This is a genomic window from Wolbachia endosymbiont (group A) of Philonthus cognatus, from assembly GCF_947251755.1.
Taxonomy (GTDB): Bacteria; Pseudomonadota; Alphaproteobacteria; order Rickettsiales; family Anaplasmataceae; genus Wolbachia; species Wolbachia pipientis.
Map to the genome: position 1 here is coordinate 1430859 of NZ_OX366388.1, position 25359 is coordinate 1456217.

Below are 25359 nucleotides of genomic sequence, written 5' to 3' on the forward strand. Positions count from 1 at the left end.
TTAATATATAACCTGATCATTTTACAATGCAAATATTTCTTTCAAGGTCCATAAAATGATATTACACACAGCCTACATTTGGATTTGGGAATTGTCCTCTTAATATCAGTCTAGTAGGAGCCCTAATAGAAAAAGAAGCTGAAGTTAATGAAGCAGATCGATTTAGGAATATTTTGATCTGCTCAAGAGGTCCTATCCCTTATTAGTTGGTTGTGTTCTAAAAGGCTCAGCTAAAAATGATAGGATGAGAAGGCTGCTAGACGCAATTTCTACTACGCAAACACTAGAAACAGAACCTAATATTGACGAAAAATGCTACACTGCTGTTTGCATAGCAATTGCTTTACTTTGCCGTTAAGATGTGGAGGTCTTGGCTTGATAGAACGAAATTTGATACGATATTTTCTTTGGGGCCTATATTATTTATTAGCAAGTGCTTTTATTACTGAATGGACAATATCATGCAACGTTTCATCCTTAATTTTTCTATATTCTCTTACTAGTCTAGATATTTCTTCGCTGCCCACATCACTATGGAAGGCCTTATCATGCAAATCTTCAGAGGCTTTGGTAAAAAAATACGACATATCAACGGACAAAGCTTCTGCCAAATTATACAGCCTATCAACTATAAGCCTTACCTCTCCAGTTTCATATCCTTGTATATGCTGAAATGAAATTCCAAGCTTTTTTCCTAAGTCCCTTTGGCTAAAACCACACATTAGCCTTCTTTTCCTTATTCTTTCACCTATTTCTTTATCAATAGGGTGTTGTTCAGCTTGCACAATCATTTGTTAATATCTTAATTTATATATCAAAGCAATACTAACTCTCATTGTAACCTTGAGAAAAAGATTTTACTAACGTATAAACTACACTACGCAACCTTTTGCTCTTAATTTCGTTATATCCTTTGACTAATTTTAGTATTTCTTCATCGTAACTTTCATGTGAGTCGGCGTGCATATCAGTAAAGAAATCAGCAACATTAATCGATAGGGCTTTTGCTAAGTCATACAGTCTACTGGCTAAAATGCAATTTGAACCATTTTCGTACCTTTGTATCTGTCTATATGAAACACCTATTCTTTTTCCCAATTCAGTTTGTGTCAAACCACAGTATAACCTAAGTTCCTTTATTTTTTTGCCTAATTGCACCTTTAATTTCAGTTATTCAATTTACAACAAATTTTATGAAATGGAAAAACAGTCAACAAAAAAATTGCTTCAATAATTTCTGTCTTTCGCTAATTAAATTATGTAGCGTTATATACCTTTTCTCAATTTCCCTCATCTCTTTTTCTCGTTCTGCAATGCTATTTCGTATTACTTCAGCCGAATATTTGCTTTTACCACTTGCAAACTCTGATCTTAATCTTCTAACCTTATATTCAAGCTCAGAAAATCTTTCATGCTGCTCGAGAAGTTCTATCATGTAACTGATTTCAGAACTTAACTTTTCTTCCTCTACATCTCTCACAATAAAAGAAAGCAGAAGCTTATCTATTTGGTAATCAATATTTGGTTGAGCAGCAAATAGATCAATCATGGCTTTTACGTCAGTGGGATTTGCAACTAGTAAGTTAAAATTACTACATAAAAAACTATAGAATTTTATTGTCTTCTCAAGATAATTTTTCATATCTTGTGATAATTGCAATTCTTTGTGAATTCCTGACAGCAATATTTTTAATTCTTCCAAGTATTCTACATCAAAATTACCTACTTCTTGAGGTAGAAGGATCATGAGCAGCTTTTTTACAAGCTCAACATCATTTGATTTTACTGCATTATAAAGAGCTTTATCCTTATCTTCTTTTAAATCATAAAGCTCCGACGAGTTATCTATGCTGAATAGATATTCAGTATTTCCTTGAGGAGAGTAGATTAAAATGTCCACTTCTCTTAGCGGGTGGTCATCATTAAACTTTTCTAGTAACTGCTTATCGGTAGTTTCCTCTATTGCTACAGCAGCTTTACTGATCTTTTTCAGTTCAGAAACATTATCTCTTGAATTTTCAAGTATGTCTTTAGCCTTGTCTAGCAGCTGCTCATATAGAATTATTTTTTCTTCATTATCAAGTAGCTGACAATGCTTCTTCAACTTTTCAGTGGAGTAAGACAAGAGATCCATTTCTTTCAGTTTTATAATCACAATACCCAACTTTGATTGAAATTGAAATAATTTTTACAAGATGTGTTTTTCTAGTGTAAATGCCCGTAAAACTTGTTATTATAACATACAGTAAATCAATAAGTCATATAATATTAACAATTAAATAATATTTATCACGATATGATCGAATAGTAATGAAATTAAGTGAGGATTACAATGAAAAAAATAAATGGTAAAAATTTGTCTAGTAAAATGTTAAAAGCGGTAGAGCGAATAGCAAAAGAAGGGTTATTACCTAATTTTATAAAAGCTGCTCCAACAGCGAATAAAAAGATTAGTAAATTACCTGTCTTAACATATCCTGAGGAGCTCAATCCATTTCGATCAGCTTTATGCAGGATAAGACTAAGTGAATATGAAAATATGAAACTAAATGAATTCCTGGAAAAAGCTATTGCAGCTAAAAATATAAACGAGTTAAGTAAAGTTATCGATGAAGCTTTAGACTTAGGAATAAGAATAAATGCTGCCAATGAAGATGGCTTTGGCTTCGCTAACGTTACAATGTTTAAGATGTATCGTGATGAATTCAAAGGGAATAAACAAGAGGATATAATCAGAAAGTTAGCATTAAATGGAGCAGATTTTAATGTACAAGTTGATAAGAAAATAACTGAAATTCATCAAAAGGTGCAAAAAGAAATTGAGCCACAAATATATAGTAGGCTCAAGAAACTTAGGGAAGTTGGAGAAGACGCTACTATAGAAGGAACTGTTGAAGATGTAGAAATTGATAATAAGACCTTCTATATTGAATTTTCACATAGCTGCATAGTTGATGTTGCCAAAGTTATAGAAGGTGCAAAAAATTTGGGCTTAAGTAAAGGAGACTTAAACCTTGGCGGTAATATCATAAAAATAGGTGATGGTGAAGTTGAGGTCAAAACCGGGAAAGACGGTAAAAGAAATTACGTAGATATATCCGATAACAGCGCTTTTACAGTAACACTTTGCACTAGCCTAGGAGAGCTAAATTTAATGGTATATCACGATACAGGAGACTATCATCAAGTACAAGTTGAGGTGGAAGATGAAGAAATGTGGAATGAGTTGCAAAAAATAGGAGAAATCATAGGACAGGGGTGTTTATTTGGTGGCATGTCTGTTAAAGAAGCAGTAGAAAAAGGCAGTTTTACTAGGTGTGGAAGATGGGGCGATCCAAATTCTAAGAGTAGTGAGACTTTTTCTTGGGTAGATAAATTAAAAAATGACAAAACGACATCTGTAGGACGTTCTTGATTGGTGGCTATGTTTTACATAGCCATAATTATTGCAAAGTAAAGTAGTTTTTGAAATTTAATTAAGATTACCATAAAAAATTTACCTTAATTAGTATTGCTTGTAGAAGTGTTTTATATTATAAAAAATACCTGAACTTTAAAATTTGTACTATTTGTTAGCAAGAGCCTTTATCACTGAATGCACAATATCACGCAATGTTTCATCTTTAATTTTTCTATATTCTCTTACTAATCTTGATATTTCTTCGCTGCCTACATCGCTGTGAAAGGCCTTATCATGCAAGTCCTCAGAGGCTTTGGTAAAAAAATATGACATATCAACGGACAAAGCTTCTGCTAATTTATATAACCTATCAACTATAAGTCTAACTTCTCCAGTTTCATATCCTTGTATATGCTGAAATGAAATTCCAAGCTTTTTTCCTAAGTCCCTTTGGCTAAAACCACATATTAGCCTTCTTTTCCTTATTCTTTCACCTATTTGCTTATCGATAGGATGTTGTATGGTCATTTTACGTATCAGATCTATGTATTATCACTTTGGGAAAAAGATTTTACCAATATATAAACTACACTACGTAACCTTTTGCTCTTAATTTCGTTATATCCTTTGACTAGTTCTAGTATTTCTTCATCGTAACTTTCATGTGAGTCGGCGTGCATATCAGTAAAAAAATCAGCAACATTAATCGATAGGGCTTTTGCTAAGTCATACAGTCTACTGGCTAAAATGCAATTTGAACCATTTTCGTACCTTTGTATCTGTCTATATGAAACACCTATTCTTTTTCCTAATTCAGTTTGTGTCAAGCCACAGTATAACCTAAGTTCCTTTATTTTTTTGCCTAATTCCACTTTTTATTACTAATTTTAGCTGTTCAAGCTTATATTGAATTTTTTAATTTATGAAGTGGAAAAAAAGAAGGAAAGCTAGAGAACTTTCCTTCTTTGATTTATAGCATACTATAATAAACCACTATCATAAAAACTAAAGTGGCTCTTCTGTGTTACGATTATATGATCTATTAATTTCATTCCTACATTTTCACAGGTTGCAGCTAATGTAAGTGTGTTATCCTCATCCTCCTTTGATGGCTCTATATCTCCACTTGGATGATTATGTGAAATTGCAACAGATGATGCGTCAATCAGTAATCCCTGTTTTATTATTTCCCTCACATACAGAGGTACTCTGTCTATAGTTCCACAGTCTTGAATATACTCATATATTAAATGACCACTTCGATCTAAGTATACTACTCGTAAGCTTTCCTTTCGTGACTGCCCTATTGCTGCTTTAAAGTATTTTAATAGCTCTTCTCTATTATCAAGAATCGACAGCTTTTTTAACTTACCTTTCAATATCCTATCGAAAATCTCTTTCAGGCAAAAAATACTTGCTATTGCTCCATCGTTCATTCCTGTAACATTTTTTAGTTCATGAAAATCAGCATTAATTACCCTCCCTAAACTACTAAAGAGCTCCATTAGCCTTTTGGCAACTTCTCTTCCTTCTGCATATTCAGATAGATTACGCTCCAGTAGCTCATGGTCAAGCAAAGACCTGCCTCTACTTGATAAAATGCGAGTTTCTAACTTCTCTTTTCTCTCACTATTATTCATAAAAACCTCCAAGATCAACATTATATACAAATTCAGCGCCAGCTTTCTGACGCAGTAGTTCTCGAGGAATAACCCTTTTGAACTCTAAATTTGCAATGTTGTCCTTGTTGCTTGGGCACTGGGATGACATCATAGGGACACTGGAATGACATCATAGGAGGCTTGGATGACACCTTAACGATTTGAAGAACCGTCATCCCGCTGCTTGTTAGCGGGATCTAGAGATACCGCGAATGAATCGTGGTATGACGTAGGGAAACCTTTCTTGGGTTAGCTATAGAATGCTTATTCTGCAATAAAATGTATTAGCAACCATATAGCTTTTCTATCTCCTAAAAACAGTTAGAGCTATACAATTAAAGGCTCCTAGCTAATTTTGCCTATTGCAATTTAATTAATTGGCGTATAAGCTTTAAATAAAGCCTATGAAAAAAATGGAAGCTTGTTATTCGTTTGACGATATACTTCTTTTGCCAGCCTATTCTAATATATTGCCTTGCGATGCAGATACAAAAACTTATTTAACAAATAGTATAGAACTAAATATCCCTCTCATATCCTCTGCAATGGATACTGTTACTGAATCGGGCTTTGCAATAGCTATTGCCCAACATGGAGGGATAGGTTGCATACATAAGAATTTATCAATAGATGAACAAGTTTTAGAAGTAAGAAGGGTGAAAAAATATGAAAGTTGGATCGTGTATAACCCAATTACGATTTCACCGGATAAAACAGTTGCGGAAGCAATTTCATTAATGAGAGAGCACAATTATTCTGGCATTCCTGTAGTCGATCAACGCAAGTTAGTTGGAATTTTAACTAACCGAGATGTGAGATTTATTGAAGACCAGAACATGAATGTAAAAGTTTCCGAAGTGATGACAAAAGATAAGTTAGTGACAGTGCGGGAGCAGGGAGTGAATAGTGCCTCAGCAATGAAATTGTTGCATGAAAATAGAATAGAAAAGCTTTTGGTCGTAGATGAAAATTCTTGTTGTATAGGTTTAATTACGGTTAAAGACATTGAAAAATACAATAGATACCCAAATTCATGTAAAGACAGTAAAGGGCGTCTCAGAGTTGCCGCTGCAATTGGCACTGGTAAAAAAGATGGTATAGACAGATGTGAAGCTTTGATCGGAGAAGAAGTTGATGTAGTTGTTGTGGATACTGCTCACGGTCATTCCGAAAACGTTATCAATACCATTAGGGAAATAAAAAAGATGTATCCTAATACGCAATTAATTGGCGGAAACATTGCAACAAAGGAGGCTGCTGAAGCGTTGATTGATGCGGGTGTTGATGCAGTGAAGGTCGGAATAGGACCAGGATCAATCTGTACAACCAGAATAGTTACAGGTGTTGGTGTGCCACAATTCTCTGCAATCAAGAATGTTGCAGAGGCGTGTAGAGCAAGAAACGTCAGACTAATTGCTGATGGTGGGGTAAAATACTCAGGAGATGTTGCAAAAGCTATTGCAGCTGGTGCTGACTCTGTGATGATTGGTTCGATTTTTGCTGGCACTGACGAAAGCCCAGGTGAGATTATTATGTATAAGGGCAGAGCATATAAAGGCTATCGAGGAATGGGATCTATTAGTGCAATGAAACGAGGTTCAGCTAGCCGTTATTTTCAAGATAAAGATTCAAAACTCAAATTAGTTCCACAAGGAGTGGAAGGAAGAGTTCCATTCAAAGGTCCAGCTTCAGGAGTAATCCATCAATTGATTGGCGGATTGCAAGCTGCAATGGGGTATACTGGTAATAGGAATATAGAAGAGATGAAAAAAAATTGTAAATTTGTTACTATTACTGCATCAGGATTAAGAGAGAGTCACGCTCATGATATAGTCATTACACAAGAAGCTCCAAATTATGCTTATCAAGCGTCCAATTTGTCAACCGATTCGGAGTAGTCCAGAAAAAGTAGAGAGAAAGTTAAGACGTTTTTGGAGTAAAATAAAACGTTTTTTCAAAATATGACAAATAGAAGAGAATATACAGCAGAATTCAAATTAGAAGCTGTTAAGCTGGTTAAAGAAACAGGTCAAGCAAGTACAAAAATAGCAAAAGATCTAGGTATAGATGGCAGTATGTTAAGTAAGAAAATATGATGGAAAAATGTCTGGAGCATACGCATTTCCAGGCAAAGGCTCCTTATGACAAAGAAAGATTTGATCTAAAAAAAGAGCTAATAAGAGAAAGAGACATCTTAAAAAAAGCCCTGGGCAAAGAAAAAGAGTAAAGTATTCTTTTATATAGAAATTGCTATAAAACACAGGAACTATGTAGGGTTTTGTACTGGTGGTATGGGTTGCTAAGGAAAAAAGCAGTAAAGAATTAGCAAAAGAAGGGCTTCTAGCAGATATTCAAAAAATACATCAAGCATTCTAAATGCAGATATGGAGCCCCTAAAATTCACGCTGAATTAAAAGCTTTAGGCAAAAATTAAAACAGTACAAAGTGTTATGCAAGAAAATGGCATTAAAACCAAGCTTAGACGAAGGTTCAAAAATAAAAAACAGCAAATAAGCAACCGAGTTGTGGCTCCGAACACATTGGATCAAAATTTTACTACTGATCAGCCAAATAAAGTTTGGGATTACCTACATAAAAACTAAAGAAGGTTGTTGGCGGCAATAATTGACCTATATTCACGCATGGTGGTTAATGAGTAACATGATAATTAGTTATAGATTCTTTATTGATGGCCGTTGATAAACGCAAACCCGATAAAAATCTGCTGTTACATAGCGATCAAGGGTCACAGTATACCTCTCAAAATTACCAATTTCTATTGAATACAAAAAACATCATTTCCAGCATGAGCCATAAGGGCTGTTGTTACGATAACTCTGTTGCAGAAAAGTTCACTTAAAAGGGAGCTGCTTATTGATACTTCTCGCTCAACAAACCAGAACTGCCATATTTGAATACATAGAAATCTTTTATAACAAATAACGTAGACATTCTACTATTAAGAGGTTGTCCGGAAACTAGTAAATTCAAGCATATTCCCTCTTTAACATAACCCTACTCATAGCTAGGTATATGAAATTCTCAGTGGATGTTGTGAGTAAATCATACTCCTTCGATAGCCTTCTATTCCTATTAACCCAAGCAAAAGTCCTTTCTACAACCCATCTTCTTGGCTGTACTTTAAACCCTTGTTCTCTTGTTGGTAGTAGCTCAGGTGGCGTATCTTTGTGCACCCAAAATCTACATGGAGGCCTTGTAACAATTTCAATATCTATGTCATATTCTTCCTTTATGTGATTCTTTAAATTTCTTCCTTGGTATCCCATGTCAGCCCACATTTTTTTAACTTTAGTATATTTTGTTCTCATATTGTTTAATGCTATTTTAATACCATCTCTATCATTTTCGTTAGCAGCGCCTACGTAACAACCTAGTATAAAACCCTGAGTGTCTGTAATTATATGCCTTTTTCTACCCTTTACTTTTTTACTTCCATCATAGCCTTTGATCCCCCCTTTTCTGTAGTCTTTACAGATTGACTATCTACTATACAGGCACTCGGCTGCTCATTCCTTCCTATTTTTCTTCTACTATATTTTGTAATTTCATAATTCATTTTCTCAAAAATTCCCTGCTTCTTCCATTGCCTGAACTGCTCATACACAGTCTTCCATAGCGGAAAATCATTTGGTAAATACCGCCATTGACACCCTGTACGCAATACATAGAAAATTGCTTCTAATATTTCTCTTTTGCTATACTTTGGCGGCCTTCCTCCTTTCTTGTATGATACTCTGAAGTGTTTTTCTATTCTTGCCCATTCCCTTTCGCTTAGATCTGTTGGATACTTTTTTCTCATCTTTACCCCGTACTAAAATTTCAGATATTATAGCCTTTTACTTGTTTCCGGACAACCTCTAACTATTGCATTCCAGAACAATTTGATGCATCATTCTTTTTGTAAAAAACATTCCAAACTTTCTCTCCACTTTTTCTGGGTAAGGTCAATTGATAACTGTCCACTTTCTATTCCCATGGATTCATATTTTTTGCCTTGACCAAGAAAAAATTCAGCTATTGCCTTACTTTCTCTTGCAACAACTTCTTCCTTAACAATTTTTCCTTTCTCATCAACGATACTTATAAAAGTTTCTTTTAGTGAGATCGCTATAATATTCCATGAGACTGCTCCTACTAATAAAAGTTTAAATTATTTTTGAAGAACTTATTCTACTGAATTCGTTACTTCGTGCTAAAATAATGGACTCCATCATTCAACAGCAATTACAGTATGTTTACCCTTTTTCTTGTTATTTTTCTAATCTATAGCTAGCGTTCAAAACCATATTCGAAAATACGTTTTCGGATTTTTTTTAATGCTGTTTATTTCATCCTCAACATCGTCTCTACCTTTATGAACTAAGTAGCAGCATTAAAAATTATAACGTACCCCTATCTCTAGAGTTGCATCTGGTATTTGTTTTGCTTTTATACCACTTAGTTGCCCACCCATGGTCATACCAACTGCACCAATTATCTGCGGAGTAATTTCATAATCAACACCTAACTTTAGTTTATAGGAAATAGAACTCAGTATTTTATCTACTACAGATGAACCAGCAGCTTCACCACCTGATTCTGGAGCACCTTGTGTTTCTTCTTCCTTTTCTTTTTCTTCTTGTGAACTATTGTCATCACCATCAACTGTATCACTAACACCAAAGCCAAAAGGTGTTATTTGGAGATATCCTCCTAAACCTCCGCTGACATATAGTTTAACGGGATCAATATCAAGGTCAGGATAGAAGCGGTAGTTTGCCAATAAGCTAGCTCCTATGCTCTTTAATGACTTAATATTACTGAGAACCTCAAGTTCAAATTTAGAGTTTTGGTCATAATGGTAACCAAGAACAACACCAGGTTTCATTTTAAAGCCACCACCCCAACCAGCACCAAAGTTTAAACCTGCATAGTACTTATCTTCTGACTTACTTGCACTATTACTAGCTGCACCTGCTAGAGATGAAGTAAGCAACACAGCCAAAACGCACAATCTCTTTATTTTCATATAACTCCTCATACAAAAAAATATATAATGCATAAGTATATATCCTTTATATTAAAAAAGATATAACTACATGTCAAAAAAAGTATAGCCATAAAATCAGATTATATAAAACGTACTACTCAGGTCTTTTATATAACTATATTTACTATCTTATTTGGTACAGCATATACAGTGCGAACTTTGCTTTGATCGATCTTACTGGACACAGAGTCTATCGCTATTTTCTTCAATTCTTCTTGAGGTAAGTTAATTGCCACCTTGATTGTTGTACGTAATTTTCCATTGATTTGCACTGCTATAGTTACCGTATCGTCAACTAATAATGATTCATCAGCTTTTGGCCAAGGTTGACCTCCTATTTCTTGCCATAGGCTTTCAGCTAGATGTGGTATGAATGGTTCGATTACTCTGATTAATATACATATACCTTCATCAATAAGAGATTTTCCAGTTTTTACGTCTATTTCAGCTATTAAATTCGTCATCTCACGAAATTTTGCCACTACACAGTTTAATCTGCAGTTTTCCAAGTCATCTGTAAGTCCGTGTAAGAGTTTATGAATTTTTTTTCTGTACTCTAGAAGTCCACCCGTAACATTTTCATTATCATAGTGTATATTTACAGGTCTTAGCTGCATGACCATACGCCACAATTTATTTACATAACGAGAACAACCTTCCACGCCATCATCGGACCATTCCATATCTTTCTCCGGAGGAGTGTCGGACAACACAAACAAGCGGGCAGTATCAGCACCATACTTTTCTATGATAAAATTTGGATCAACTGTGTTCTTTTTCGATTTGCTCATTTTCTCGACTTTTCCAACTTGAACCTTAGCTCCTTGTGCAATCAACTCTTTTGCTTCTGCGGGAAATAGCCACTTACCATTTTCGTCTTTATAAGTTGCATGGCAGACCATTCCTTGAGTGATTAAAGTAGAGAAAGGCTCTTTAATATCAAAATAGCCACATTTGGTTAAAGCACGGCAGAAAAATCTTGAATAAAGCAAATGCAGAATTGCATGTTCTATCCCACCTATATAATAATCAACAGGCATAAAACGATTACATGCATCTTTGTCTATTGATTTATCTTCACTACAGAATGCAGCAAAATACCAGGAAGATTCAAAAAAGGTGTCGAATGTATCAGTTTCACGCTCTGCTTGCTTTCCGCACTTTGGACAATCAACAAATTTCCAAGTTGGGTGCTTATCCAGCGGATTGCCACCACTTGTAAATTCTACATCTATTGGTAGAACTACAGGAAGGTCTTTTTCTGGCACTGGAACAGTTCCGCAATCTTTGCAATATATGATAGGTATAGGGCATCCCCAATAACGCTGCCTTGAAACTCCCCAATCGTGCAAACGATAGTTTATTGTTTTTTTGCCTATTTTTTTTTCTTCAAATTTTTTAACTATGGCTTCCTTTGCTTCACTAACCATTAATCCGTTTAAGAATTCGGAGTTAAACATTGTCCCGTCTCCAGTATACGCCTCCTTTGTCATCTGAGTAGCTTGACACTGGGATCCATTGTAAGAATTCTGGTCACGCGCTGGAATGACACCTAAGTGGGCTGAAGAAATAACGGGAATTATCGGCAAATTATATTTCTGTGCAAATTCAAAGTCACGCTGATCATGTGCAGGGCAACCAAAAATCGCGCCTTCCCCATATTCCATCAACACAAAATTCGCTATGTAAAGCGGCAATTCCTTATCAAGAAATGGATGTTTGACGTTTAATCCGGTGTAAACTCCTATTTTTTCATCGTTCTCTCTTTTCGATTTTATTTCCTGGATCCCAGTGTCAAGCACTGGGATGACAACAGAAGAACCATTCTTTAAATCCTGCACAATAGGATGCTCTGCTGCCACTGCACAAAAAGAAGCCCCAAACAAAGTATGAGGATAAGTTGTAAAAACTTTTAATTTCTTATTCAGGCCAACTACTTCAAACTCTATAGTTGCTCCTTCAGATTTTCCTATCCAACGCTCCTGCATTGTTTTGACTTTTTCTGGCCAATTTTTCAAACTTTGCAGGCACTTGAGTAAATCTTCAGCGAAATCAGTAATCTTTAAAAACCATTGGGACAACTTACGTTTTTCAACAACTGCACCTGATCGCCATCCTTTTCCATCAACCACCTGTTCATTTGCAAGCACTGTTTGGTCCACTGGATCCCAGTTAACCCATGATTCTTTTCGATAGGCAAGCCCATGCTTTAAAAAATCCAGGAAAAATTTTTGTTCGTGTTTGTAATAATCAGGCTCACATGTGGAGAGTTCACGCTCCCAATTATAAGAAAGACCTATAGATTTCAACTGTGTACGCATATTATCTATATTCTCTTTTGTCCATGTTTCGGGGCTAATATTGTTATCCCTTGCTGCATTCTCAGCTGGTAATCCAAACGCATCCCAGCCAATTGGATGCAAAACCTCAAATCCATTAGCTCTCTTGTAACGCGCTATCACATCCCCTATTGCATAGTTACGTAAGTGTCCCATATGAATTTTACCAGATGGATATGGAAACATTTCCAACACGTAACACTTTTCTTGTTTACCACTCTTGCTTACAGAAAAATCCCATTTATCTTGATAAAATTTTTCAACACTTTTAAAATCATATTTCATATAAATCCAAATTCAATTACAGTTCATATGCATCAAAGGATCAACCGCTTGGCCATTATGTCGTATTGTGAAACACATCTGTGGATCTTTATCTTGTGTGCTTGATTTACCTGCAGATCCAATTACTTGACCTTGCTTTACTTTATCGCCAATTTCAACATGTATGTTTTTTAAATAGGAGTACACAGTCATGTAATTATCTTTGTGTTCCACTATAATTAAATTCCCATACCATCTCAGCCCTTTGCCTACATATATCACTTTGCCTGGTGCAGAGGAAACTACGTTCGTTCCATTTTGAGCAGCAATTTTTATGCCATCCTTACACATTTCATCAGAAGAGGTAGCTGAACCTTTAACTGGCATTACAAATTTACAATTTACCCCCACATTTTGTGTATTATTGTTATCTTTGTATATCCTATTTATGATGGCTTTTCTACTTTCTTTTTGCACTGAAGGCTCCCTAATTAAATGGTACTCTCTTGTATATTCCAGATCTCTTTTTCCGTAAAATTCTTCGCCTTTAAGCAGCACAGGTGCAGGTTTTTGCAGGCCACAGCCTATTAATATTGCTAATAACATAAGAAATGAGGCTATATGCCACATTTTAAACTCTCACAAAACTCCAAAATTTTAGCGAGACGTAGTGTTTCACGCCTGCTTGTTACTTTCCTCGTTATTTATTTTACTAGTTAAATAGTCCCTCAAATCGGTGAGTTCTTGCAACAAATTCTTTGTGACTTTTATATCATTACCAAATTCTTTTTGCACTCCTTTTATTGTATATCCTTTATCATATAGCATGTATTTTACTTTCTTTATGGCCTCTATACACTTGCGATCATATAGCCTTCTTCCTTTACGCTTTGTAGGCTTAATTTGATGAAATTGACCTTCCCAAAATCTCAAAACATGCTGTTCCAAATGTAGCTCTTCAGCTACTTCCCCAATCGTATAAAATAATTTTTCCTTGTTCATTAATTATTGATTGATTTTTTTATAATTTTTGAAGGCCTAAAAGAAACTGAATTTCTTGCCTGAATCATCACTTTCTCCGATGTATTTGGTATATTTCCTGGTCTTTCCTTCTTTTTCTTAACCAAGAATGTTCCAAATGACGATATTTTTACTATTCCATCCTTTACCAAGCTTGTCTTTATTTCGTCCAATATATCATCTATTATCGAAACAGAGTCTTCCTTTGATAATCCTATTTCTTGGTTTATATCTCCAGCTATCGTTGCCTTAGTTACTGTTGTGTCTTTTGTTGTAACGTGATCCATTATTGATAAATATTACAATACGTAAATATAATATAGCAATCGACTCGAGATTCAGCTACTTTATTTTTTAGAGTATGTCTCTTTTGTTGCATAATTTAAAATACCGGCAACTATCAATATCGCAAATATTGCAAAAAGTGCCATTTTATGATCTGTAAAAAGTGCTAACATTGACACTATAACTCCACTGCCAATAAACATAAATCCATTGATAATGGATGATGATGTGCTGATGTATTTTCGTTTCACAATCTCGCTGCCGACAGTAAAATTAAGCATATGTCCTCCCGCAAAAAACCCGAACATTAACATACAAAAGTACACAACGTGGACTGTTAAATGGCTGTATAGTAAAATAATAATTGAGACGCCTTGCAATAAAGCAAAAGCAGAAATTACATGTTTCCTATTTTTAAATAAGTTTGAGATTCGATCTGCAATTGGAGCACCAACTGCAAGACCAAGCCATAGTATTGCAGTTGCTATACCTGACTCCATTGCATTGAGTTCTGAGTTGCCCAGTAACCTTGGAGCCCACAAGGTATTAAGTGCTAAAAATGTTCCAAAAGTAATAGCACCCACCACTGAAGTTATCCAGATATCTCTTAATTTTAGCACTGTTAATATAGAGCACATTACTGTCTTCATAGAGCTTTTTATTGTGCGCTTTTCTGAGCTGCTTTCTGGAAGTGTGTTTGGACAAAAAAGCGTAAGTACAAATATCAACACACCAAATAGTATTATGCATACAATCAGATTTTTCCAATATGCATCTTCGGCAAGCAAGTTAGAGAACAGTATTTGAATTACCAAAGCAGAAAGGCTTGAAATTGTCTGCACTAGTGAAAACATTAGTCCAAATTGGGCAGCGGAAAAACATATGCTACTTGTGTGAGCAGCACCAATAAAACCAAATGATGCTCCAGTTGCAATCAACACTTGAGACAAAATCAAATGGGAGAAATTGTCACTATTAATAAGGACAAAAAACCCCAAGATCATAGTTGATAACGAGAAAAAATAAATTTTTTTACTGGAAAAAACATTAAACGTTGCTCCACTAAAAAATTGTAAGATGGCGAAAGTCCAAGTATATACTGAATTAGCCAGTGCAACTTGCGCGATTGTAAGTCCAAGTTCCTTTTCGAGATTTACACTTATAAAGGTATAAATTATCTGCATGTTGCTGAATATAACAACCAAGTTACTAATCAGCCAAATGAACCAAGCCTTAGCTCTGCTTTCCATAAGATTTATTTTTATAAGTAATCTATTAGAAATTTAACACTAAGTCTCTTTTTAAGCTATTGTTTCCTGACTACTGTTATAGCTAACCCAAAAAACGGTTTCCCTACGTCATGCCGCCGCGGTATCTCTTAGCCGCTAACAAGCAGCGGGATGACGATTGTCAGGGTGTCATCCTAGCGCCCCTATGATGTCATCCGAGTAGCCAACACTGGTTTCCATCCAAGACGGTGTCATTCCAGTGCTTGACACTGGAATGGCTTTGTTGCATCGCTCTTCGGATAGTAGGTAACGTACAATAAATTCATGAAGCTATCTCAAACTTAGCCATGCCTATTTCAGTAAATTTGTTAAGCAAATAACACTTGAGTAGCAGTTCCTTCTCACGATTAATTTCAGATTTGCTCCTAAAACTAAACCCAAATATTCGCTTCAACCTTGAGAAAAATCCTTCAATATACGATCTTTTTCCGTAATTTACTTCTTCTTTCCATCTTTTTATACCATTCTCACCATGTAATTTCATTAACTGAATAGCGGCATTTCTATCAAGCATATAATCCAATTTTGGATGCTCTGCTGCGTTGTTTTTCGGAGGAATTTTCGTTTTTATACCATATTGATTACACAGCTTATAGAGCTTTTCTCTGTCATATGCCCTATCTGCATATAGTACTTTTATGACATACTGAAAATCGACTTCTTTTAGCAAATCACAAGCTCCATAGTGATCAGAGTAGACACCGTTACTGTATTTTACAGCTATGGCTTTTTTGCTGTTTGTATTCAACATTACATGCAATTTTCTTGTCTGTTCATAGCTGCGATACTTTCTATCTTCGCTATTTTCTTTGCTATGACCAGGAGTGTTGTTGTATATACTAATTCCTGTACTGTCTATAGCAATTTCGATATCTTCCATATTATTTTTATCAATTCTGCAATCATTGATCTTAATATTGAGTTTCTTAAACCTTCTTGATGATTGTGAATAGCTGATAACTTGCAAATTTTTCCCAATTTGCTCAAGGTATCCTGCTATAAACCCAACTGTTTGCCTCAGGCCTATTCTAAATAAACAAGTTATTATGTGCACCAAAATTACAACTTTATCGCTATAAATATTGTTGCCACCTGGTATTTTTGGACCATTCTCGTACCACTTTTCTATGGCTTCGTTGATATAATGAAAAATATTTCCTCTTTTTTCTAGAAATTTGTTATATTCGCTATGGTTACTGACCCTCATTTTTTGTGGCATATTTTTTCTTTCAAGGTTAAATGGCTATTTTATAATGAATTTTGTCAGTAGCCACCAGATTTTTCAGTTGCTATGCAACAAAGCCCACTGGAATCCAGACTTTAATTGTTATACTTGTAAATAATCTGGTGAAAATAAACGTTCATCTCAAAATGCAGTATTTTTGTTGAAATAGCTCAACTGGATCCCAGTGTCTGGGCACTGGGATGACACCATAGGAGGCTACTTGGGTGACAAAAAAAGGAGCACTGGGATGACAGCAGTCCTACGTCATACCGCCGCGGTATCTCTAGATCCCGCTAACAAGCAGCGGGATGACGAGCTTATCGTCACGCCGCCACGAACCGTCATACCGCGATTCATTCGCGGTATCTCAGCCGCTAACAAGTAGCGGGATGACGGTTGTCAGGGTGTCATGAAAGTAGCTGACACTGGAATCCAGAAAAAAAGAAATATGTATCAGCTACTTTCATTTGCTGCGCCTCGAAAATAAACGTTCATGTAGCTAAGCCATAAATCCAGTATAAAGACCTTTAATCATTGGCTTCGTAGTACTTCTCAACCAACTTATTAAGTAACCTTACACCAAAACCTACTGCTCCTCTTGGACAAATGTCAGTACCTTTCTCGTGCCAAGCAGTGCCTGCGATATCTAAATGTGCCCAGCAAGTTTCATTCACAAAACGCTGTAAAAACTGTGCAGCCATTATGCTATCTCCACCAGAGCCTGCAGGAGCGATGTTTTGAACATCAGCAATCGGTGAATCAATAATTTTGTCATAAGTTTCATTCATAGGAAAACGCCATAACTTCTCATTTACTTCATTTCCTGCATCAATCAGACGGTTTGCTAATTCATCATTATTTGAAAAAAGACCAGCATATTCGTTATTTCCAAGTGCAACCACTATAGCACCAGTTAAAGTTGCAAGATCAATCATAAATTTTGGTGAGAATCTATCTTGCGTATACCATAAAGCATCTGCAAGTATGAGCCTTCCTTCTGCATCGGTGTTCAACACTTCTATTGTTTGTCCAGACATTGAAGTTACTACATCACTTGGTCTTTGAGCATTACCACCCACTGCATTTTCTGCAAGTGCGACCACGCCAATTGCATTTACTTTTGCTTTTCGTCCTGCTAAAGCATGCATCACCCCAACCACAGTAGCAGAGCCTGCCATGTCATATTTCATCGACTCCATACCACGTGAAGGTTTGAGTGATACTCCACCAGTGTCAAACGTTATACCTTTACCAACAAAAGCTATAGGCTTTTGTTCTTTAGAAGCCCCATTCCATTTTATCACTACTAATTTTGGTTCTTTACTACTTCCTTGTGCAACTCCAAGCAAGGCTCCCATTTTTTTCTCTTCCATCTGCTTTTTATCAAGCACCTCGATTTCAAGGCCAAGCTTAGTAAGTTCTTTTTTTATATGATCAGCATAGGATTCTGGATATAGAATGTTAGGAGGCTCTGTTATAAAAGAGCGCGCAAGGAATATACTCTCACCTTCTTGCCTTAAGTGCTCAAATGATCTTTCAGCATTACTTAATTGTTCATCTTTTACTAATACGGTAATCTCCTCTACCTCTGTAATTTTCTCATCCTTTTTAGTTTTATACTTATCAAACTTAAAACTACGCAGAAACGCACCATATGCAACATTTGCTGCACTACCTTCGATTAAAACCGCTGCTTTTTTAATTTTTAATCTGCTTAGCTCACAATATATTTTACCACCAATATTTAATTCTTTATTTTCATTCCATTCATCCTTCTTACCCAGTCCAACAACTATAACATTTTTTTCTTCTGGCAAAGCAGTAGAGAAAAATTCACCAAAACTTCCATTGAAATCGCTAAATTGCTTTATATTATCTATGACCTGTTTTCCTTGCAAAACTCCGCCATCATTTACGGTTTCGTTGTCTTCAAATAAACCCATTACTATTGTTTTAAAATCGGGCGAAATTTTAGAAATTGTTATTTTCATTGCTGGTATCTCCGTTGCAAATAATTGTAAACTGTACATAAAACATAGCAAAAACATCAGTAAGATATTTTTCATATACATCCTAAGTACAATAACACTTAAGTTTACTATGGACTCCCTTACATGCAAGGTTTTTTATCTTTTATTAGAGAACTTATTATATCCGCCCAAGGTAATGTTAAACGTATAGGTTTTTATGACCTGATCACTGTAAGTAAATGGTGTTATGAGAAGGCTTGCAAGCCCATTACTAACAAAATCTTCAAGAACAGGATCAGCGCAATTATCGCAATTATGGTCAGCAAAAAACATTTGCGTTGTGAATTCTGGAAAATCCGGATGTTGAACTAGAAAGTTGATATGTGGAGCTCTATCACCAATTTTACCAGGTGCTATCGTAATAAAATTATAATAGCCAAGATTATTCACTACAAACCTTCCTGATCCAGCAAAATTCGGATCATCCTCTATATTCTTATCGTAATGGTTCACGCCGCGTGAATTCGCGTGCCATATAGAAACTACAGCATTTTGTATTGGTAAACAGTTTATATCAGTAATTCTACCCACTATGTGTATTAATTCTCCTGTTGCACTATTTGGAGAACCAGGTTTCCTTCTTAAATTGTTTGAAGAGCTAAAATTTTTTGGCCTTGCATCAAGGTCATATATTTCTGGAGTTTCAATGCAGTTGAGCAAAACAGGATCAGCTGCAAATAGCGGCAAACTGAATACCATTTGTACTAAAAACGCTAATAAGATATTTTTCACATTCATTTCATTTATAATAGACTTCTTGCATAACCATATAACAAACTTTTATTGGAAATAGAAACGAAAAAACTTGCTTGACACCCTTCGCCAGCCCCCTTATCATAAAACTGAAGGTATTCAGTTATCTTCATCTGTGCAGATTAAACAGCAAGAAAACAACGTAGTTGGCGTCTTATTTTTAATTTTTTGCACTATGTGCACCTTATGTCTTCACAATATTTCTAGGTTTTTACCTACACAAGCTGAAACGCGCTATTTAAAACATTAAAAAACGCCAACTTAAAAAATGGATAGTGAATAACTAGCTACCCTAGGGTTTCTTTTGCCTTTTTTTCTGTTTAGTAAATTGTATCCGTTCAGCGGAGTGGTAGAATAAGGTAGACAAAGCAAGATAATAAAGATAATCATAGAGCAAAAGTGAGGTAATGTGGTAAACCTTTTAGAACTTTGCAAAAATTTACAGCAAAAAATAGAAAAGTTGGAAGGGAGGATAGAAGAGTTAGAGGCAGAAAATAAGGCCTTGAGGATTGAGAACGCTGAGTTGAAAGAGAGGCTTGGTTTAAACTCGAAAAATTCATCTCTACCGAGCTCTAAAGAATTGTACAAAACAAAAAAGGACAAGCCAAAAAGCGAAAGGAATGTTGGCGATCAGGTTGGGCATAAAGGAAATTTTCATGCCACAATGGAAGCGGATAAAGTAGTAAAAATAGAGTTGCCTAATATTTGCGAATGCGGAGGAGAGCTTGTAATATGCGAAAAACCTTATGTTCACCAAAAAGTTGATCTTCCGGAAATTAGGCCTTATGTAGTAATTGGAACATGGTCGTTGTCGGAGATGCAGAAAAAGAAAAAGTAGCAAGTTACCAGAAGGTGTTACGCCAGATGCATTTGGTCCAAGGGTTAAGTCTATAATTGCAGCACTCAGCGGATTTTACAAAAACTCAAAGCGTGAAGTGGCTAGTATCATAAATGACATTTTTAATTTGAACATAAGTGTTGGCAGCATATCAAATCTTACTATTACCCACAAATATGAGGTTCGTGAGCAAGTCGCCATCCTTCTGCTAAATCAAAGAGACGTTTATATCCTTTCCAAAGAGTAATTGGTCCTGGTTTTGGGTCATTTTTTCTTGCTAAATGGCCTCCAAGTTCATGAAACAGCTTCTTTTATGTTGGGAACTACACTTGGACATGGTTTTCTGTGTATTTTAACGTATAAAACTTTCCATTCTTCTTCAGCTAATAAAGTAGTACATGGTAATGTTGGGTTAGCTCTTGCAATTGATGTAATAAAGAAGATCCTCCAAGCAATAATACTCACAACTGTTAGATATCTCATTAGTCTTTCTGCTATTCCAAGCCTACATTCTTCAACTTTGAGACCGAATTTAAAATTTTATGTAATATCTCTATTTTCCATCTAAGGCAATAGCAGAAAAAGCACCAATAATAAAGTTAGCCTACGATGAATTAGACAGGTTTAGCTGGAATGAAAAAGATTTAGTAGCATATGAAGAAAGAATAATGGATCTACGTAAGGAAGAAGCCATTCTTGAATACAAACTTGAGGAAGGTATAGAGAAAGGAAAAATCGAAGTTGCAAAAAATTTACTTAAAGCTGGTGTATCTGTTAATTTAATAGCTGAATCCACTGGCCTTTCTCAAGCTGAAATTGTACAGCTTAAGCAAGAAGTGGCCTAAGTATCACGGTTTTTAGGGCTTTTTTAGCTCGGCAGTGGTCTGAAAAGTCCATTTTTCACTTTATAAAATGTTTATATTTTACCACCTACTTTATTTGAATAAGTTCTTCTGCCACACTCTGAACGGATATTTGAATCAGGCTCAAGTTGACAAGTAGATGTTATCTTGTTATAATAAGTAAGTAAGTATTTATTAATTTAATCTTAACTTAAGAGGGTATTTATGGTAGCAAGTGATAGTGTTTTAAAAAGGTATGCGTTAGCCTATATAAAGAAATCTGGTAGTAACAGTGATGTTAAAGAGTTTTTACAATTTTGTAATACGCAAAATACCACAAATTGGAGTGAGGAGAATTTTAAAAATGCGTATGAAAAATTTACACATCCAAATTCAAGCAATAGGCACGATACAGGAAGCAGAAATGATCAATATAACGCAGGGAATAACGCACAACCTACAGGCTCTCAGATTACACATATACATGTACACAATAGAGGTTTAGACTTTTGGGATTATTTGCTATTACAATGCTGGATGGATTCTTTATTCGGTGGACGTGGTCACACTACGGTTAATAATATAACGAATATTAACAATGGTAATACCACTCATCAAGGGAGAAAAGAGAATAAAAAAGAATCAGAAGACAGTAGAAAGCTATTAGCTTTGGGTATAGTAGCTGCAGTTGTGTGTGTTGCTTTCCATGCTGGTATGTGTTTTTGGTATAACAGCAGCAGAAAAGTGGCTAGAAAAGAAGAAAAAATAGATTACCTGGATAGTAAATTTAAAACGTTCAGAAATATAGAATTTGCGGTTGGCGTTGTTTCTTTGGCAGCTTTGGTAGCTTGTGCTGTTTACCCAGTCTTACCAGTGTGGGGTTTAGCTATCCTTGGCGTTAATTCTCTCGTATGTTTTGCTGGTGGTTTAGCTTTTCATATGAAGCATGAGGAAGAATCAGAAAATATCGAGAAAGCTAAAGGAGCGGTAGATAGCTGTCTTAGACAAGGGCATGGTTATGGAGATCCTTCTCGTTATGATGCACCACCTCCTTACTTTTCTCAAGATCCTAATACTACTCCAACTGCTCCTCCTTGTAGTGAATTTGATAATCCTAATGCGAAACGGCAGTCTGAGAATTGTGAGGGGTTCACGTATGATAGAAATGAATAGTTTTATTTTTAGCCAAATTAATTGAATCAAGCTACAAAACCTGCTAAAGTTAACTTTGTGAAAGCACCCTTAGCTCAGTTGGATTAGAGCATTTGACTACGGATCAAAAGGTCGGGCGTTCAAGTCGCTCAGGGTGCACCACATTTTATAGGAAACAGAAGTCATACTTGAAATTAATATATGTAATACCTATCTTTAAAGGTTAAGCACTAAACTATTATATATGAGCAAAAAAGACTACTATGATCTGCTGGAAGTAGGCAGAAATGCCAGTATTGATGAGATAAAAAAAGCGTATAAAAAATTAGCATTAAAATATCATCCTGATAGAAATCCTGGCAATCAAGAAGCAGAGGAAAAATTTAAAGAAGTAACAGCTGCATATGAAGTTCTGTCTGACTCTGAGAAAAGGGCAGGCTATGACCGTTATGGCCACGAAGGTGCTTCTGGTGGATTTCAAGGCTTTAGCTCTGCAGGAGATTTTAGCGACATATTCAATGACTTCTTTGGTGGAGGATTCGGTGGTGGTGCAAGTAGATCGAGAGCAAAAAGAAGTACAACAGGAGTATCTGGAGCAGACCTACGTTATGATCTTGAAATTACCTTAGAAGATGCATTTAAAGGAATACAAGCGCCTATACATTATGTGACAAATGTAAAATGTGATACATGCCAAGGCACAGGTGGCGAAGGAGCAATTAAACCAGTTCAGTGCCACACATGCCAGGGAAGCGGTAGGATTAGAACTCAACAAGGCTTTTTTACCATCGAAAGAACATGTACTACATGCTATGGGGAAGGAGAAATAATACAAAACAAATGTAAGAAATGTGGTGGAAGTGGACGTAGAAGAGATGAAGTAAATATATCCGTTTCAATTCCAAAAGGCATAGAAGAAGGAGCTAAGGTAAGGATAAGTGGTAAAGGAGAAGCTGGAACAAAAGGTGGAAAAAGTGGAGATTTATACGTATACGTGAAAATAATTTTCCATAAAATCTTTGCTAGAAATAAAGCAGATTTACACTGTAAAGTGCCTATAAGAATGACACTAGCAGTGCTTGGTGGTGAAATCGATATTCAATCAATTGATGGAGCTAAAATAAAAGTAAAGGTCCCTGAAGGCACTCAAACTGGTACCAAACTACGTTGTAGGGAAAAGGGTATGCCATATATGAACTCACATGCTCGTGGTGATTTATACGTACAGGTAATAGTTGAGACTTTAAATCCAAAAAATTTAACTAAAAAGCAAATTGAACTATTAAAAGCGCTTGAAGAAGAGGAAAATGCAAGTGTACAACAGCAATCTGAAGGGTTTTTTAGTAAAGTAAAAAAAAAATAAGAAATCTGCTAAATGACATAAAGGGGTAACTGTTTACGGGTTTTCATTTAATCCTGCAATTCTTTGACCTTATTAATGGAAAACTTAACAATAGTGTTATTATTAGCCAACAGAAACTTCTTAGTTCCTTAAAACTATGTAAAAGCAATAAATTTCTTTATTTAAGGTCGAAGTTTTGCTATTCTCAGGTTTTAATAATTTAAATTTAATGAATATAAACAAAAATGAGTTTTTATTTCTTCCGCTTGGGGGAGTAGGAAGAATCGGGATGAATGTTAGCCTATATCATTACCAAGGTAAGTGGATTATGATCGACCTTGGTGTTGGTTTTGCAGATGAAACTATGCCAGGTGTTGAGCTGCTCATTGCTGATATAGATTTTATTGCTCAAAGAAAAAAAGATTTACTTGGAATAATAATTACACATGCACATGAGGACCACTGCGGTGCAGTGCCCCACTTGTGGGAAGAGTTGCAGTGCTCCATATATACAACAAAGTTTACGGTTAATTTTCTTAAAGAGAAACTAAAAGAATTTCGATTGGAAGGTATAGTGCCTGTGAAAGAGGTAGACATAAATGGCAGCATAAATTTGGGTCCTTTTACCGTCGAGTTTATAAATGTAACTCATTCAATTCCTGAGGCAAATTCAATATTAATTAGCACTGAAATGGGTAGTGCACTCCATACCGGAGACTGGAAATTTGATCCAAAACCTGTTGTTGGATTAACTTCTAATATGGAGCGTCTAAAAGAAATTGGCGATAAAGGTGACCTGCTTGCAGCAATTTGCGATTCAACCAATATATTAAGCAAGCATCACCCTGAGTCAGAAGGTGAAATTTATAATAATATTTATAACATAATAAAGCGGTCTAAAAAATTAGTTGCTGTTTCGCTATTCGCTTCAAATGTGGCACGAATTGAAACGATAAGCCAAGCTGCAAAAGCACTAAATAGAAAAGTAGTTTTACTTGGTAGATCTTTATGGAGAATAGTGAAAGTTGCGCAAGATAGTGGTTATTTAACTGATTCTCCTCAGTTTCTTGAAGCAAAGGAAGCAGTAAATTTTCCAAGGGAAGAACTGGTGCTACTTTGCACAGGTTGTCAAGGTGAGCCACTGGCAGCTACCGCAAGACTTGCTGCTAAGAGTCATCAAGCATTTAAAATGCAGCAAGGTGATACCATGATCTTTTCGTCAAAAATCATTCCTGGAAATGAAACTCGTGCGCACAACATGCTCAATGCCTTTATTGAGATGGGGGTAGAAGTTATTACTGAAAAAACAGAGCATGTTCATGCTTCTGGGCATCCAACAAGAGAAGAGCTAAAGGAAATGTATTCTTTAATAAAACCGAAGATGTCTATTCCAGTTCACGGCGAATATATTCACACGCATGCACATGTAAAATTTGCTAAAGAGTGCGGTGTGGCAAAAGCAATAATGATTGCACCAGGTGATATTGTTAATTTGGAGAACGGAGAAAAGGTTGATTCAATTGATGTTGACTACTTTGGTATTGATGGTATGTTGCTACGTCATCCGGAGAGCAGTGTTATAAAAATGCGTAAAAGAATGAGAGATGCCGGAGTTATTGTGGTAACAGCAGTTGTAAACAAGAAAAATAAATTGCTTGCTAAACCAAAAGTATTTGTACCTGGTGTTTTTGAAGTGCTAGAAGATGCAGCTACCATACAGAAAATTGTCAAGAAAGTTGAGTCGTTGTTTAGTTTGCAGCCAACAAAAAAAATTAAAAATAAGATTGAAAGTTCAATATTGAGTATCTTAAAGGAATATTTACTAAAAAGACCTATAATTGAGGTTCAGATAGAACAGGTATGAAATGA

General features: G+C 35.6%; 22 protein-coding genes, 1 tRNA gene and 4 pseudogenes. 9 read left to right on the forward strand and 18 right to left on the reverse strand.

Annotated features, from left to right (window positions below):
- Nucleotides 1–419: 419 nt before the first annotated feature.
- The 3 genes from OPR21_RS06610 to OPR21_RS06620 all read right to left on the reverse strand — a co-directional run bounded on the left by OPR21_RS06610 (nt 420) and on the right by OPR21_RS06620 (nt 2155).
- Nucleotides 420–791 (reverse strand): helix-turn-helix domain-containing protein, encoded by a 372-nt coding sequence (locus OPR21_RS06610; RefSeq protein ID WP_265029868.1) that lies wholly within the window; start codon nt 789–791, stop codon nt 420–422.
- 34 nt (nt 792–825) lie between these two features.
- Nucleotides 826–1113: a helix-turn-helix domain-containing protein gene (locus OPR21_RS06615; protein WP_265029869.1), complete on the reverse strand. Its 288-nt coding sequence runs from the start codon at nt 1111–1113 to the stop codon at nt 826–828.
- 97 nt (nt 1114–1210) lie between these two features.
- The gene (locus OPR21_RS06620; protein WP_265029870.1) at nt 1211–2155 is read right to left on the reverse strand and encodes a hypothetical protein; all 945 of its coding nucleotides are present in this window, start codon (nt 2153–2155) and stop codon (nt 1211–1213) included.
- Between the two features lie 177 nt (nt 2156–2332).
- Here OPR21_RS06620 and OPR21_RS06625 point away from each other — a divergent pair, with 177 nt between their 5' ends.
- Nucleotides 2333–3415, forward strand: a complete 1083-nt coding sequence (locus OPR21_RS06625) for a hypothetical protein (RefSeq protein WP_265029871.1) — start codon at nt 2333–2335, stop codon at nt 3413–3415.
- Nucleotides 3416–3565: 150 nt separating this feature from the next.
- Here OPR21_RS06625 and OPR21_RS06630 read toward each other — a convergent pair whose 3' ends face one another.
- The 4 genes from OPR21_RS06630 to OPR21_RS06645 form a co-directional block, all read right to left on the reverse strand.
- Nucleotides 3566–3928 (reverse strand): helix-turn-helix domain-containing protein, encoded by a 363-nt coding sequence (locus tag OPR21_RS06630; RefSeq protein WP_265029872.1) that lies wholly within the window; start codon nt 3926–3928, stop codon nt 3566–3568.
- A gap of 14 nt (nt 3929–3942) precedes the next feature.
- The gene (locus tag OPR21_RS06635) at nt 3943–4227 is read right to left on the reverse strand and encodes a helix-turn-helix domain-containing protein (RefSeq protein WP_265029873.1); all 285 of its coding nucleotides are present in this window, start codon (nt 4225–4227) and stop codon (nt 3943–3945) included.
- Between the two features lie 153 nt (nt 4228–4380).
- Nucleotides 4381–5040 carry a JAB domain-containing protein gene (locus tag OPR21_RS06640; protein ID WP_265029874.1) on the reverse strand — a complete coding sequence of 220 codons (660 nt, stop codon included), beginning with the start codon at nt 5038–5040 and terminating at the stop codon, nt 4381–4383.
- A gap of 32 nt (nt 5041–5072) precedes the next feature.
- Nucleotides 5073–5237 (reverse strand): hypothetical protein, encoded by a 165-nt coding sequence (locus tag OPR21_RS06645; RefSeq protein ID WP_265029875.1) that lies wholly within the window; start codon nt 5235–5237, stop codon nt 5073–5075.
- Between the two features lie 228 nt (nt 5238–5465).
- Between OPR21_RS06645 and guaB the strand changes: the two genes are divergently transcribed.
- Nucleotides 5466–6959 (forward strand): IMP dehydrogenase, encoded by a 1494-nt coding sequence (gene guaB, locus OPR21_RS06650; protein WP_006279746.1) that lies wholly within the window; start codon nt 5466–5468, stop codon nt 6957–6959.
- A gap of 63 nt (nt 6960–7022) precedes the next feature.
- Nucleotides 7023–8004: pseudogene (locus OPR21_RS08795) on the forward strand (IS3 family transposase).
- A gap of 44 nt (nt 8005–8048) precedes the next feature.
- On the opposite strand, the gene OPR21_RS06665 reads toward OPR21_RS08795, so the two are convergent.
- From OPR21_RS06665 to OPR21_RS06710, 10 genes are all read right to left on the reverse strand, one after another.
- Nucleotides 8049–8881, reverse strand: a protein-coding gene (locus OPR21_RS06665; protein WP_236514306.1) for an IS5-like element ISWpi1 family transposase whose coding sequence is annotated in 2 segments (ribosomal slippage) — nt 8049–8512 and nt 8512–8881 — 834 coding nt in all. Because the reading frame shifts where the segments join, the coding sequence is not laid out codon by codon here.
- 573 nt (nt 8882–9454) lie between these two features.
- A complete protein-coding gene (locus OPR21_RS06670; RefSeq protein WP_077188484.1) occupies nt 9455–10090 on the reverse strand; it encodes a hypothetical protein in 636 nt (211 codons plus the stop codon).
- Between the two features lie 128 nt (nt 10091–10218).
- Nucleotides 10219–12735: a leucine--tRNA ligase gene (gene leuS, locus OPR21_RS06675; RefSeq protein ID WP_077188483.1), complete on the reverse strand. Its 2517-nt coding sequence runs from the start codon at nt 12733–12735 to the stop codon at nt 10219–10221.
- Between the two features lie 12 nt (nt 12736–12747).
- Nucleotides 12748–13344, reverse strand: a complete 597-nt coding sequence (locus tag OPR21_RS06680; RefSeq protein ID WP_006279879.1) for a murein hydrolase activator EnvC family protein — start codon at nt 13342–13344, stop codon at nt 12748–12750.
- 45 nt (nt 13345–13389) lie between these two features.
- Nucleotides 13390–13716, reverse strand: coding sequence for a MerR family transcriptional regulator (locus tag OPR21_RS06685; RefSeq protein WP_006279880.1), 327 nt, complete (start codon nt 13714–13716; stop codon nt 13390–13392).
- Nucleotides 13716–14021 carry an integration host factor subunit alpha gene (locus tag OPR21_RS06690; protein ID WP_006279881.1) on the reverse strand — a complete coding sequence of 102 codons (306 nt, stop codon included), beginning with the start codon at nt 14019–14021 and terminating at the stop codon, nt 13716–13718. The genes OPR21_RS06685 and OPR21_RS06690 overlap by 1 nt, the downstream gene beginning before the upstream one ends.
- 60 nt (nt 14022–14081) lie before the next feature.
- Nucleotides 14082–15269 carry an MFS transporter gene (locus tag OPR21_RS06695; protein WP_006279883.1) on the reverse strand — a complete coding sequence of 396 codons (1188 nt, stop codon included), beginning with the start codon at nt 15267–15269 and terminating at the stop codon, nt 14082–14084.
- A 301-nt stretch (nt 15270–15570) separates the two neighbouring features.
- Nucleotides 15571–16527: an IS5 family transposase gene (locus OPR21_RS06700; RefSeq protein ID WP_265029812.1), complete on the reverse strand. Its 957-nt coding sequence runs from the start codon at nt 16525–16527 to the stop codon at nt 15571–15573.
- A 533-nt stretch (nt 16528–17060) separates the two neighbouring features.
- Entirely contained in the window at nt 17061–18563 is a 1503-nt protein-coding gene (locus tag OPR21_RS06705; RefSeq protein ID WP_010962337.1) for a leucyl aminopeptidase, read from the reverse strand.
- Nucleotides 18564–18659: 96 nt separating this feature from the next.
- Nucleotides 18660–19301 (reverse strand): protocatechuate 3,4-dioxygenase, encoded by a 642-nt coding sequence (locus tag OPR21_RS06710; protein WP_006279956.1) that lies wholly within the window; start codon nt 19299–19301, stop codon nt 18660–18662.
- Between the two features lie 424 nt (nt 19302–19725).
- Here OPR21_RS06710 and OPR21_RS06715 point away from each other — a divergent pair.
- Nucleotides 19726–20311 (forward strand): annotated as a pseudogene (locus OPR21_RS06715) (DUF6444 domain-containing protein); the annotation flags it as partial.
- 7 nt (nt 20312–20318) lie between these two features.
- On the opposite strand, the pseudogene OPR21_RS06720 reads toward OPR21_RS06715, so the two are convergent.
- Nucleotides 20319–20729, reverse strand: a pseudogene (locus tag OPR21_RS06720) (IS4 family transposase); the annotation flags it as partial.
- Between OPR21_RS06720 and OPR21_RS06725 the strand changes: the two are divergent.
- The 5 genes and pseudogenes from OPR21_RS06725 to OPR21_RS06745 all read left to right on the forward strand — a co-directional run.
- Nucleotides 20721–20999 (forward strand): annotated as a pseudogene (locus OPR21_RS06725) (hypothetical protein); the annotation flags it as partial. The pseudogenes OPR21_RS06720 and OPR21_RS06725 sit on opposite strands and share 9 nt — an antisense overlap.
- Before the next feature lie 222 nt (nt 21000–21221).
- On the forward strand, nt 21222–22169 hold the full coding sequence (locus tag OPR21_RS06730; RefSeq protein ID WP_077188481.1) for a hypothetical protein: 948 nt from the start codon (nt 21222–21224) through the stop codon (nt 22167–22169).
- A gap of 63 nt (nt 22170–22232) precedes the next feature.
- A tRNA-Arg gene (locus OPR21_RS06735) sits at nt 22233–22310 on the forward strand.
- Nucleotides 22311–22392: 82 nt separating this feature from the next.
- Nucleotides 22393–23511 carry a molecular chaperone DnaJ gene (gene dnaJ, locus OPR21_RS06740; RefSeq protein ID WP_012673045.1) on the forward strand — a complete coding sequence of 373 codons (1119 nt, stop codon included), beginning with the start codon at nt 22393–22395 and terminating at the stop codon, nt 23509–23511.
- Nucleotides 23512–23719: 208 nt separating this feature from the next.
- Nucleotides 23720–25354 carry a ribonuclease J gene (locus tag OPR21_RS06745; protein ID WP_012673044.1) on the forward strand — a complete coding sequence of 545 codons (1635 nt, stop codon included), beginning with the start codon at nt 23720–23722 and terminating at the stop codon, nt 25352–25354.
- Nucleotides 25355–25359: the final 5 nt, after the last annotated feature.